At 67.8% G+C, this 11,129-nt stretch carries 11 protein-coding genes and 2 pseudogenes; 4 read left to right on the top strand and 9 right to left on the bottom strand.

Annotated features, from left to right (window positions below):
- Positions 1 to 10 precede the first annotated feature (10 nt).
- Positions 11 to 178 carry an alkyl sulfatase C-terminal domain-containing protein gene (locus A5694_RS22285; protein ID WP_234787891.1) on the bottom strand — a complete coding sequence of 56 codons (168 nt, stop codon included), beginning with the start codon at positions 176 to 178 and terminating at the stop codon, positions 11 to 13.
- A gap of 92 nt (positions 179 to 270) precedes the next feature.
- On the opposite strand from A5694_RS22285, the gene A5694_RS00965 reads away from it, so the two are divergent.
- A complete protein-coding gene (locus A5694_RS00965) occupies positions 271 to 1,797 on the top strand; it encodes an HNH endonuclease signature motif containing protein (protein WP_064919991.1) in 1,527 nt (508 codons plus the stop codon).
- Between the two features lie 6 nt (positions 1,798 to 1,803).
- On the opposite strand, the gene A5694_RS00960 is transcribed toward A5694_RS00965, so the two are convergent.
- Genes A5694_RS00960 through glpX form a run of 3 tightly spaced genes read right to left on the bottom strand, consistent with a single transcriptional unit; the run spans position 1,804 to position 5,602 of the window.
- Positions 1,804 to 3,138, bottom strand: a complete 1,335-nt coding sequence (locus A5694_RS00960) for an MFS transporter (protein WP_064919990.1) — start codon at positions 3,136 to 3,138, stop codon at positions 1,804 to 1,806.
- A 9-nt stretch (positions 3,139 to 3,147) separates the two neighbouring features.
- On the bottom strand, positions 3,148 to 4,545 hold the full coding sequence (locus A5694_RS00955) for a class II fumarate hydratase (protein WP_064919989.1): 1,398 nt from the start codon (positions 4,543 to 4,545) through the stop codon (positions 3,148 to 3,150).
- Positions 4,546 to 4,570: 25 nt separating this feature from the next.
- Positions 4,571 to 5,602, bottom strand: a complete 1,032-nt coding sequence (gene glpX, locus A5694_RS00950; RefSeq protein WP_185746582.1) for a class II fructose-bisphosphatase — start codon at positions 5,600 to 5,602, stop codon at positions 4,571 to 4,573.
- Between the two features lie 56 nt (positions 5,603 to 5,658).
- Here glpX and A5694_RS00945 point away from each other — a divergent pair, with 56 nt between their 5' ends.
- A complete protein-coding gene (locus A5694_RS00945; protein ID WP_064919987.1) occupies positions 5,659 to 6,300 on the top strand; it encodes a DUF4245 domain-containing protein in 642 nt (213 codons plus the stop codon).
- On the opposite strand, the gene A5694_RS00940 is transcribed toward A5694_RS00945, so the two are convergent.
- Entirely contained in the window at positions 6,283 to 7,407 is a 1,125-nt protein-coding gene (locus A5694_RS00940; RefSeq protein ID WP_064919986.1) for an AI-2E family transporter, read from the bottom strand. The genes A5694_RS00945 and A5694_RS00940 overlap by 18 nt on opposite strands.
- Positions 7,404 to 8,453, bottom strand: a complete 1,050-nt coding sequence (locus A5694_RS00935; protein WP_064919992.1) for an NAD-dependent epimerase/dehydratase family protein — start codon at positions 8,451 to 8,453, stop codon at positions 7,404 to 7,406. Before A5694_RS00935 ends, A5694_RS00940 begins: the two co-directional genes overlap by 4 nt.
- A gap of 74 nt (positions 8,454 to 8,527) precedes the next feature.
- On the opposite strand from A5694_RS00935, the gene A5694_RS00930 reads away from it, so the two are divergent.
- A complete protein-coding gene (locus A5694_RS00930) occupies positions 8,528 to 9,052 on the top strand; it encodes a 2'-5' RNA ligase family protein (RefSeq protein WP_064919985.1) in 525 nt (174 codons plus the stop codon).
- Between the two features lie 3 nt (positions 9,053 to 9,055).
- Here the strand turns inward: A5694_RS00930 and A5694_RS00925 are convergent, their stop codons facing one another.
- The 3 genes and pseudogenes from A5694_RS00925 to A5694_RS00915 all read right to left on the bottom strand — a co-directional run.
- Positions 9,056 to 10,165 carry a 3-beta-hydroxysteroid dehydrogenase gene (locus A5694_RS00925; RefSeq protein WP_064919984.1) on the bottom strand — a complete coding sequence of 370 codons (1,110 nt, stop codon included), beginning with the start codon at positions 10,163 to 10,165 and terminating at the stop codon, positions 9,056 to 9,058.
- Positions 10,166 to 10,208: 43 nt separating this feature from the next.
- Positions 10,209 to 10,460, bottom strand: a complete 252-nt coding sequence (locus A5694_RS00920; RefSeq protein WP_064919983.1) for an exodeoxyribonuclease VII small subunit — start codon at positions 10,458 to 10,460, stop codon at positions 10,209 to 10,211.
- Positions 10,441 to 10,881, bottom strand: a pseudogene (locus A5694_RS00915) (exodeoxyribonuclease VII large subunit); the annotation flags it as partial. The pseudogene A5694_RS00915 and the gene A5694_RS00920, both read right to left, overlap by 20 nt.
- On the opposite strand from A5694_RS00915, the pseudogene A5694_RS22280 reads away from it, so the two are divergent.
- Positions 10,867 to 11,129 (top strand): annotated as a pseudogene (locus A5694_RS22280) (exodeoxyribonuclease VII large subunit); the annotation flags it as partial. The pseudogenes A5694_RS00915 and A5694_RS22280 overlap by 15 nt on opposite strands.

The following is an 11,129-nucleotide window of genomic DNA, read 5'->3' as shown; positions in this document are numbered from 1 at the left end:
CCGCCCCCGATCAAGGGGTGACGATGTTGAACCAGAAGGGGAAGGTGTCGAGCAGCCCCATGAACTCATCGAAGGCGCCCCGGTTGCCGTCGATCGTGATCCGCTTCGACGAGATGGCGTCATCCAATGTGATGTTCTTGAGCTCGATGTCATCCAGCGTCGCCTTCGATGAGTTCATGGGGCTGCTCGACACCTTCCCCTTCTGGTTCAACATCGTCACCCCTTGATCGGGGGCGGCGAGGTGTCGTAGGTCCGCGTATAATCGAACACATGTTCGAATCGTTGGTGGCGCGGATGCCGGCACCGGGGTCGGTGGCGGAGTTCAATGCGTGGTTTGTGCAGCGTCACCCGCCCACCACGCCGGAGTCGGCGGCATTGGTGGACCGGATCGCTGCCTCGGCGCGGGCGGAGAATCGGGCCGCGGCGGCACACCTGGTGGCGATCGGGGAGTTGTTCGCGCTGCGGTTGAGCCGATGCCGCGAGACCGAGGACTGGGCGATCGACACCACCGCGGCGGTGACCGCCGAGGTCGCGGCGGCGTTGCGGATCAGCCAGGCGCGAGCCGGCAGCCGGTTGCGGTATGCCCGGGCGATGCAGGAGCAGCTGCCGAAAGTGGCCGAGGTGTTTCAGGCCGGCGATATCGATGTGCGGTTGTTTCAGACCATCGTCTATCGCACCGAGTTGATCACCGATCGTGAGGTGCTGGCGGCCGTGGATGCCGAGTTGGCGCTCACGGTGGCCCGCTGGCCGTCGCTGAGCGCGGCCCGGCTAGCCGGGCGGGTCGACAAGATCGTGGCGAAGGCCGATGCCGATGCGGTGCGCCGGCGCAAAGAACGGGCGGCGCAGCGCCAGATCGGGTTCAGCGATCAGGAGGGCGGGCTTTCTGAGATTTACGGCAGCGTGTTCACCACCGATGCCCGTGCTCTGGGGAAGGCGTTGGATGCGTTGGCGGCCACGGTGTGCGAGCACGATCCGCGCAGTCGTGAGGAGCGCCGCGCTGATGCGGTGGGCGCACTGGCCGCGCGTGCGGATCGGCTGGGATGCCGCTGCGGCCGGGCCGACTGCGCGGCAGGGAAACGCCCGGGTGCGTCGCCGGTGATCATTCATGTCATCGCCGAGCAGGCCACCATCGAGGGCACCGGTGACCAGCCGGGCTGGCTGGTGGACGCTGACGGGCTGGTGCCACCGGAGATGGTCGAAGAGCTCGCCAAATCGGCGCGGTTGGTATCACTGGTCCATCCCGGCGATGCCCCTCCGGAAAAGGGCTATGTGCCCTCGGCGGCGTTGGCGGCCTTTGTGCGCTGCCGGGATCTGACGTGCCGCTGGCCCGGTTGTGACCGCCCCGCAACCGACTGCGATATCGACCATACGATTCCCTATGGCGACGGCGGGCCGACACATGCCTCGAACCTGAAGTGTTATTGCCGCACCCATCATCTGGTGAAGACGTTTTGGGGCTGGCGCGATGTCCAGTTGCCGGATGGCACGGTGATCTTGTCGGCACTTTCGGGGCAGACTTATGTCACCACCCCGGGCAGTGCGCTGCTGTTTCCCAACCTGTGTCGGCCCACCGGGGAATTACGGCCACCTGACCGGCAACCGGAGGGACCGTGCGGGGAGCGCACCGCGATGATGCCGCGGCGCCGGCGCTCCCGGGCGCAGAACCGGGCCGCACGCATCAACACCGAACGCAATCAGAACCGCAACGCCCGCGAAGCCCGCCGCGCCGCCCGCCAAGCCACCATGTTCCCCAAAGTCGCACCCGGCAGCGGCGAGGACGACCCACCACCGTTCTAGCCGCAGCTAGGCCTCAACGAGACTGTCGCGCTCCGGTTTCGGAGCGGCACCCAGGAGGATCACCAAGCCCGCCGCGGCGAGCGACATCCCACCGATCACCCACAGTGCGGCCTTGTTGCTGCCGGTGAGATCGGTCAGCCAGCCCGTGACGTAGGGGCCGCCGAAGCCGCTCAGGTTGCCGAGTGAATTGATCAAGGCGATGCCGCCGGCCGCCGCGGCTCCGGTGAGGAACGTCGAGGGGAGCGCCCAGAAGACCGGCATGGCGCACATGATCGAGCACGTCGAGACGGTGACCGCGAGCATCGCCAGGTACGGGTTGGCCATGTACAGCGCTGCCGGGATGCTCACGCCCCCAGCGATCGCGGGAATCGCCACATGCCAGACGCGTTCTCCCGTCCGGTCGGCGTGGCGCGCCCACGGCACCATCGCGACCGCTGCGACGGCCCACGGGATCGCGGTCACGACGCCGCGCCCGATGATGCTGAGCTGACTGCCGTACTGCTGCTGAAATCCGGCGACGATCGTCGGCAAGAAGAACCCGACGGCGTAGAGCCCGTAGACGATTCCGAAGTAGACGAACGCCAGCGCCAGCATCCTGGGATGGCTGAGCGCCTTCCTCAGCGGCCAATGCCCACCCGCCCAGGCCGCCGCCCGCTCAGAAGCCAACGTCGCTTCCAGCCACTGCCTCTCCTCGGCGGACAGCCAGTGGGCCTGCCCCGGCCGATCGGTCAGATAGAACCAGCACGCGAACGCCAGCGCAATCGCGGGCAGGCCCTCGACGAGGAACATGAAACGCCACCCGGAAAGGCCGAAAACGCCGTGGCCCCAGGCGATGACGAATGAGGACAAGGTGGAGCCGATCGCCGTCGACACCGGCACCGCCACCATGAACAGCGAGATTGCCCGGGACCGCTGCCGCTGGGGGAACCAGAACGTGAGATAGAGGATGATGCCTGGGAAGAATCCGGCCTCGGCCACGCCGAGCAAGAACCGCAAGGCGACCAGCGTTTGTGCGTTGGGAACGAAAGCGATTGCGGTGCTGACGATTCCCCAGGTCAGCATGATGCGTGCCAGCCAGCGTCGGCCGCCGAACCTGTGCAGGGCGATGTTGCTGGGAATCTCCAGGAACAAGTAGCCGAAGAAGAAGATCCCCGAGGCGAACCCGAACATCGTCGCCGTCATCCCGAGTTCGTCGTTCATGCCGTTGGGCCCGGCGAACCCGATGTTGACCCGGTCGAGGTAGTTGACGAAGTACAGCAGCCCCAGGAAGGGGATGAGGCGACGAGTCACCTTCGCCATCGCCGATCTGCCCGTCCGCAAGGCAGCGGGATCGGCGGTCATCGCCGTGGCTTAGCCCTTGTCCACCTTGGCCATCGCCAGCACGTCGAGACGGCGGTCCAGCTCGGCCTCGGACAGCTTCTCACCGATCAGCCCGCGGTCGATCACCGTCTGGCGAATCGTCTTGCGCTCCTTGAGGGCCTGCTTGGCCACCGCGGCGGCCTCCTCGTAGCCGATCGCGGAGTTCAGCGGCGTCACAATCGACGGGCTGGACTCGGCGAGCTCGCGCAGGTGCTCCTCATTGGCCACCAGCCCGACGATGCAGCGCTCGGCGAACAGCCGCGACACGTTGGTCAGCAGCTTGAAGGACTCCAGCATGTTGCGGGCCATCATCGGGATGTAGACGTTGAGCTCGAAGGCGCCGTTGCCGCCGCCCCAGGCGATCGCCGCGTCGTTGCCGATCACCTGCGCCGCCACCTGGGTGACCGCCTCGGGCAGAACGGGATTCACCTTGCCCGGCATGATCGAGCTGCCTGGCTGCAGGTCGGGAAGCTGAATCTCGGCCAGCCCGGTCAGCGGGCCCGAGCCCATCCACCGGATGTCGTTGGCGATCTTGGTCAGCGACACCGCGATGGTGCGCAGCGCCCCGGACGCCTCGACCAGGCCGTCCCGCGCCGCCTGGGCTTCGAACGAGTTCGCCGCGGTGCGCAGCTCGGTGATCCCGGTCTCTTTGACCAGTACCTCGACCACCTTGGCGCCGAAGCCCTCCGGGGCGTTCAGTCCGGTGCCGACGGCGGTGCCGCCGATCGCCAGCTCACCCAGGCGGGGCAGCGTCGACTGCACCCGCTCGATGCCCGCGGCGACCTGGCGGGCGTAGCCGGAGAACTCCTGGCCGAGGGTCACCGGAACGGCGTCCATCAGGTGGGTGCGGCCGGACTTGACCACGGTGCGCCATTCGGTGGCCTTGGCGGCCAGCGCGTCGTGCAGTACCTGCAGCGCCGGAATCAGGTGGCGCACTGCGGCTTCGGTGGCCGCGATGTGGGTGGCGGTCGGGAAGGTGTCGTTGGACGACTGCGACATGTTCACGTCGTCGTTGGGGTGCACCGTCACCCCGTTGGCGGCCGCGATCGACGCGATCACCTCGTTGGTGTTCATGTTGGAGCTGGTGCCCGACCCGGTCTGGAACACGTCGATGGGGAACTGGTCGTCGTGCTTGCCGTCGGCGATCTCCGCGGCGGCGGCCTTGATCGCGTCGGCCTTCTCGCGCGCCAGCAGGCCCAGGTCGGCGTTCACCTGCGCGCACGCGCCCTTCAGCAGGCCGAGCGCCCGGATCTGGGTGCGCTCCAGCCCGCGCCCGGAGATCGGGAAGTTCTCCACCGCGCGCTGGGTCTGCGCGCGCCACAGCGCACTCACCGGCACCCGGACTTCGCCCATGGTGTCGTGTTCGATGCGGTATTCGGTCTCGCTCATAGGTGTTTTCGTCCTCGCTTGAAGGTCAGGGCAGGGGATAGGCGGCGTGTGCGTCGCCGGTGAAGTCGACCGCCGAATACTCGTTGAGCTTCGACAGGCGGTGATATGCCTCGATCATTCGGACGGTGCCGGACTTCGAGCGCATCACGATCGATTGCGTGGTGCAGCCGCCGGGGTAGTAGCGCACTCCCTTGAGCAGGTCGCCGTCGGTAACGCCGGTGGCGCAGAAGAACACGTTCTCGCCGGAGACCAGGTGCTCGGTGGTCAGCACCTCATCCAGGTCGTAACCGGCGTCCAGGGCCTTCTGCCGCTCGGCGTCGTCGGTGGGCGCCAACTGGGCCTGGATCTCTCCGCCCATGCAGCGGATCGCCGCGGCGGCGATGATGCCTTCCGGGGTGCCGCCGATCCCGGCCAACATGTCGGTTCCCGAGTCCGGCCGGCACGCCGCGATGGCCCCGGCGACGTCGCCGTCGGTGATCAGCCGAATCCGCGCGCCGGCAGCCCGCACGTCGTGGACGAGCTGCGCGTGCCGGGGCCGGTCCAGGATGCAGACCGTCATGTCACGGGGGGACAGACCCTTGACCTTGGCGACCGCCTTGATGTTCTCGGCGATCGGCTTGGTGATGTCCAGGACATCAGCGGCGTCCGGGCCGACCGCGATCTTGTTCATGTAGAACACCGCGGACGGGTCGAACATCGCGCCGCGCTCGGCCACCGCCAGCACCGAGATGGCGTTGGGCATGCCCTTGCTCATCAGGGTGGTGCCGTCGATCGGGTCGACGGCGAAGTCGCAGTCGGGCCCGTCGCCGTTGCCGACCTCTTCGCCGTTGTAGAGCATCGGCGCGTGGTCCTTCTCGCCCTCGCCGATCACCACCACGCCGCGCATCGACACCGAGTTCACCAACTCGCGCATCGCGTCGACGGCCGCGCCGTCGCCGCCCTCCTTGTCGCCGCGGCCGACCCATCGGCCGGCGGCCATGGCGCCGGCCTCGGTTACCCGCACCAGCTCCAAGGCCAGGTTGCGGTCTGGGGGTTCACGGCGAGGAGGTGCGGTCATGGTTGCTGATTCTCCCAGAACAGGATGGGCGGCCCGGAGCTGGGATACTGGCTTGCGTGAGCACCGAACCTTCGCAGCCGACCCTCCCGGCCCCGCGGCCTGCCAAACCGCGCCTGCTGCAGGACGGCCGCGACATGTTCTGGTCGATCGCGCCGCTGGTCCTGGCCTGCATCGTGCTGGCCGGGTTGGCTGGGACGTGCTCGTTTCGGCCCGGGGGCATGTCGGCCGGGCCGGTGCCCTCCTACGACGCTGTCGCCGCGCTGAACGCCGATGCCCAGACCCTGGGATTCCCCGTTCGGCTGCCGCAGCTGCCCGAAGGCTGGCAACCCAACTCCGGCAGCCGCGACAGCATCACCGACGGGCGCAGCGACCCGTCCGGTCAGCGGCTGCGCGCGGTCACCTCGCGGGTCGGCTACATCAGCCCGACCGGGATGTATGTCAGCCTGACCCAGAGCAACGCCGACGAGGCCGCGCTGGTCACCGCGATTCACCCCGGGCTGCATCCCACCGGTACCGAGGACGTCGACGGCACCCGCTGGGTGGTCTACCAGGGTGACGGCGAGCCGGTGTGGACCACCCGGTTGGCCGGCACGGGCGGGTCGGCGCAGCTGGCGATCACCGGGGCGGCCGGTGCCGAGCAGTTCCGGGTGCTGGCGGCGGCCACCCAGTCGCAGCCGCCGCTACCGACGAGCCGGTAGAAGGACGCGCCAACGACGAGGTTTGGGCTCCTCATCGTGGGTCTGCATCTCCACGCCGTGATACACCGCCAGGTAAACGTCGATGGTGGTGACGATGATGATCATCACCACCGGGCCGATCACGATGCCCCAGAAGCCGAACATGCCGATCCCGGCGAAGACGGCCAGCAGCATCAACGCCGAGTTGAGCCGGGCGTCGCGCGGCACCAGGATCGGCCGCAGGAAGTTGTCGATGTTGGTGACCACGATCAGGTGGAATGCCACCACGAACACCCCGCCGACGACGTTGCCGAACAGTGCCATGCCAACGCCGAACGGCATGGTGACGATGCCCCCGCCGAGCGGGATGACCGATAGCGCCGTCAGCACGATCGCGAAGATGAAGAACGCTTGGTGGAAGCCACCGATGTAGATGGAGGCCGCTCCGGCCACCCCTTGGCAGAACGCGATGACGAACTGGCCGCCGACGGTGCCGCGGACCATCGATCCCATCTTTGCTAGGTAGAGATCGGTGACTTCGGCGCCGAGCGGGTTGAGTTGGCGGATCAGGGTGTGCAGTTCTTCGCGGTGGGTCAGCAGCGCCAGGAACACGTACAAGAAGATGATCGCCGCGGTGATCGCCCCGACGACACCGCCGACGGCGCCCTGCAAACCGTGCAGCAGCAGTTCGCCGCCGCGCTGGGCCACGTTGACCATCGCCCCCCGCAGCGAATCCATGGTCAGCTCGACGTGCACGAACGGAATCCGCTCGAGCAGGCCGTTGACGAATTTCAGCACCTTGTCGCCGAGCGCGTTGGGATCGGTGGCCTGGACCCACTCCGCCACGTCGCTGGCCGTGCGGGTGATCTGGATGACGGCCAGGAAGATGATCAGCCCGACCGGGACGATGACGGCGATCAGCGCGGCCAGCAGTGTGCCGGTGGCCGCCAGTCCGGTGGGCAGGCGTCTGCCGAGGGCTCGGAACAGCGGGGTGAACAGGTAGGCGCCCACCGCCGCCACCACGATCAGCACGAAGAAGGTGCGCAAGAAGTACGCCCCGAACAGCAGCGCGATCACGGTGAAGACCGCCAGCGCGCGCCGCTGGGCAGGGGAGAAGTCGGAGTTCACGGACGCGGCTCGTCCCATTTGTCGGCGATGGCTCGCCAGGGGTCGGCGAACTTCTTGCCGGAGCGGTAGTAGGGGGCGCGCCACCGCAGCACCACCCGGGCCAACGGCGCGATCATGGCCAACAGGTACCGCTTCGCGCCGGCCTGGGCGGCGGTCTCCGCCAGCATCTGCGGCCACGAGTGGTGCTGGAAGCCCAGCGCATCCTGGGCGCGGCTGGAGTCCATCCAGTCGGTGTTGAACCAGTCGTCGTCGCTGTCGGGGTTGCCGGGCAGGCCGGCGGGCAGGCCGTTGACCAACCCCATGGCTGCGGCCATCGCCGGCGCGACGTCACCCTGCAGGCGGCGGTGGGTGTCGTCGCCGCCGATCAGCAGCGTCTCGCCGAGCACGGGTGCCGTGGTGGCCGCGACGAATGCCGAGGCGACGTCACGCACGTCGACTGTTTGCAGCCGGCCGTCGGCCGGCAGCAGCTGCTCGAAGTACAGGTTGTCCAGCTTGATGTAGGGGCCCGGGTCAACGGTGAGTACTCCGCCGAGTCGCAGGATCACCCAGTCCAGACCGGAGGTGCGAACCAGTTGTTCGGCCTGCACTTTGTGGTCGCCGTAGACGTCGGCGGGATTGGTCGGGGTGTCGGCGGTCAGCACCCCGGAGACCGTGTGCGGGTTGCGGGAGCCGTATACCGCGATGCTGGAGGCCTGCACGAAACGGGGCGGGTCGGGTTGTCCGGCGGCGGCGGCCAGCAGGTGCCCGGTCGCCTCGACGTTGACCTGGTAAGCCAGCTTGCGGCGCTGATAGATCAATGGTGGGATCACCGCGGCCAGATGGATGATCGCGGCGGGTGTGACGGCGCTGAGCAGCTCATCGACCGCTGCCGGGTCGGTGAGGTCGGCATATCGCAGCTGGACCGATTTCGGCAGTTCGGCGGCCGCTTTGCGGTTCGCCGGGATGTCGAGATCGGTTGCCGCAACGCTTCGGCCGTCCGCGACCAATTGACGGACCACCGCCGACCCGACCAGACCGAATGCGCCGGTCACCAACACCGTGCCCACGAGCACCTCCTCAATTAGCGCGATCTTTCCGTGAAAGCGTGATCTGCGATAGCCGTTCGGAACAAACTGGCCCCATGGCCCTGGCCGTCTGCCTGCTGTTCGACCGGCGATCCGAGCGGGCGATGCGGGCCCTGTGGGACCGCATCGAAGCGCGCGGTGTGGCTAGTCTGCGTTCGCATACCCATCGCCGGCACGTGCCGCACGTCTCCTACGCGGTGCTGCGCAGCTGGGACCGCGCCGCGGTGGCAGCGGCGCTGGCCGAGCTGGACGACGGCACGCCGGTGGACCTCAGCTTCGACGGGCTAGGGCTGTTCCGTCGTGGGCGGGCTTGGCTGCTCGCCGGGGTCAGCGCCGATTTCGTGGCGCGTCAACAGCGCGTTGTGGACGCTGTCACGAGCACCGGTGCGCAGTTGCACAAGCACTATCGGCCGGGCATCTGGCTGCCGCACTGCTCGCTTGCCCCGCGCGCCAGGCTGGACCAGCTGCCGTTGGTAGCGGTCGAGGTGTTCAATGTGGTGCCGTTTCAGGCGCGGTTGGACCGGGCGGCGCTGGTCAACAGTGCCACCGGCGAGGTGTTTCCGCTGATGTCGTTGCCGTGACGGCTATTCCGGATGCGGCTCGGCGACCACCGTCGCCAGGTGCGGATGCGCCTCGGCCTTGACCTGTTCGAAGAGCTGTTTGTAGTAGGGCAGGCAGTCGGCCATCGCCTGCTCGGTGGTGAACAGCGGCCGATAGCCGAGATCGCGGCGGGCTTTGTCGATCGAGAAGTAGTTGTTGAGGTAAAGCCGTTCCACCGCACCGGGTTCCAGCAATGGCTGGGGCAGCCCGAACCGGAAGTGCAGCCACTGCCATGCCGCCATCACGTCACGCACCATCCGGCCGGAAACCCGGAACCGCGGCCAGTGCTGGCCGCACGCCTCGATGACCGGGCGGGCGAATTCGAACATGTTGATCGGTTCGCCGTCGTTGATGAAATAGGCCTGCCCCGGCGCCGTTCCGCCCGGCACCAGGTGCTCGGCGGCCAGGATGAAACCGTGAATCAGGTTGTGCACGTAGGAGTTATCGAGCTTGGCGCGTTTGCTGCCGATGAGCACCCTGACGTGCCCGGCGACCACGCTTTCGAACAGCTTGCGGAACATGGTCTGGTCGCCGTCGCCCCAGATCCCCGACGGGCGGATCGAACAGGTCAGCATGTCGCCGATGCCGTTCTCGCCCAGCACGAACTTCTCGGCGACCACCTTCGTCTCGGTGTAGAGGTCGTTGTACTTGGTGGTGTAGGGCATGGTTTCGTTGCCACCGGAGATGGCCTTACCGCCCATCACCACGCTGTTGGATGCGGTGTAGACGAACCGCTTCACCCCGGCGTGCTGGCCGGCCTGAACCAGATTCTTGGTGCCGTCGACATTGACCGCGAAGCTGCGACGACGGATCTCATCGGTGACCTTCGCCCCGCCCTGCAGATCGATGATCGCCGCGGTGTGAAACACCGTGTCGATGCCGGCGACGGCGGCGGCCACCGTCTGCCGATCGCAGATGTCGCCTTGCACCGTCTCGAGGTTGGGGTGGTGCGCCAGCGGCGACGGCGCCCGGTCGAAAGACCGCACCTGGTAGCCGCGCTCGAGCAGTGTTCTGACGAAATTGGTTCCGACGAAGCCTGAACCGCCGGTGACCAATACCCGGCCGAGTTCGGTTGTCAGTGCTGGATCACCCATCGGGTGAGCATAACTGAACGTGTTCCAGTTCTTCGGCGCGAAGTCACGCCCGGCGGTCGTCGTCGCTGTCGGCGGACAACGCTTCTTGAACCCGCTGGCGGGCGCCGGCCAGGTGCTCTTCGCACCGCTTAGCCAGCTGCTCGCCCCGTTCCCAAAGGCTCAGCGAAGCGTCGAGATCCAAGCCGCCCTGCTCGAGCCGCTGCACGACCTCGATCAGCTCGTCGCGGCAATGCTCGTACCCGAGGTCACTAACGGGCCTCGTCGATCCGGGTTCGTCACTGGTCGTTGGTGCCATCGGTACGTCCTTCACTGGTAGCGGCGATCGCTCCGTCGGCGACGCGGATCCGCAAGTGGGTGCCTTCCGGTGCCTCGTGCACCGAGCGCAGGACATGCGCCGGGCTATCAGTGCGCACCGTCTGCACGACCGCGTAGCCGCGGGCCAGGGTGGCGGCCGGGCCCAGGGTAGCCAGCCGGGCCGACAGGTGCTCGACCCGTTCGGTCTGCACGGTAATCAGTCGGGTGATGTCGCGGCGCACCGCCGCCAGGGCGCGTCCCACTTCCTCGGCGCGCTCGGTCAGTGCACGCAGCGGGTCGGCGAGCACGGGGCGGTTGCGTAACTGGGCCAGCACGCGTTCCTCGCGCACCACCCAGTTGCGCACGGCCTGGGCGCTGCGCCGGCGCAGGTCGTCGACGAGTGCCTGCTCGGCGGCGGCAGTGTGGAGGATCTGCTGCCGTTCTCCGACGAGACGCTGTGCCGGGCGATCTCGGCGTGCGGTACCCCGGTGGTCAGCGCAGTGGGCCACGAGCCCGACAATCCGCTGTGCGACCTGGTCGCCGACCTGCGGGCCGCTACTCCCACCGATGCGGCGAAGAAGATCGTGCCGGACGCCGCCGCCGAGCAGGCACTCGTCGACGACCTGCGCCGGCGCAGCGCCCAGGCCGTGCGCAACTGGGTGGTGCGCGA

It is taken from the genome of Mycolicibacter sinensis (genome assembly GCF_001667945.1).
Taxonomy (GTDB): Bacteria; Actinomycetota; Actinomycetes; order Mycobacteriales; family Mycobacteriaceae; genus Mycobacterium; species Mycobacterium sinense_B.
Note: the sequence above shows the minus strand (reverse complement) of the source record. Positions and strands in the feature narration are given on the sequence as shown.

What these genes read in the sequence shown, in the direction of transcription:
- A5694_RS22285 (WP_234787891.1), bottom strand. Translation starts at nt 178, where the DNA reads ATGAACTCATCGAAGGCGACGCTGGATGACATCGAGCTCAAGAACATC.
- A5694_RS00965 (WP_064919991.1), top strand. Translation starts at nt 271, where the DNA reads ATGTTCGAATCGTTGGTGGCGCGGATGCCGGCACCGGGGTCGGTGGCG.
- A5694_RS00960 (WP_064919990.1), bottom strand. Translation starts at nt 3,138, where the DNA reads ATGACCGCCGATCCCGCTGCCTTGCGGACGGGCAGATCGGCGATGGCG.
- A5694_RS00955 (WP_064919989.1), bottom strand. Translation starts at nt 4,545, where the DNA reads ATGAGCGAGACCGAATACCGCATCGAACACGACACCATGGGCGAAGTC.
- glpX (WP_185746582.1), bottom strand. Translation starts at nt 5,602, where the DNA reads ATGACCGCACCTCCTCGCCGTGAACCCCCAGACCGCAACCTGGCCTTG.
- A5694_RS00930 (WP_064919985.1), top strand. Translation starts at nt 8,528, where the DNA reads ATGGCCCTGGCCGTCTGCCTGCTGTTCGACCGGCGATCCGAGCGGGCG.
- A5694_RS00925 (WP_064919984.1), bottom strand. Translation starts at nt 10,165, where the DNA reads ATGGGTGATCCAGCACTGACAACCGAACTCGGCCGGGTATTGGTCACC.
- A5694_RS00920 (WP_064919983.1), bottom strand. Translation starts at nt 10,460, where the DNA reads ATGGCACCAACGACCAGTGACGAACCCGGATCGACGAGGCCCGTTAGT.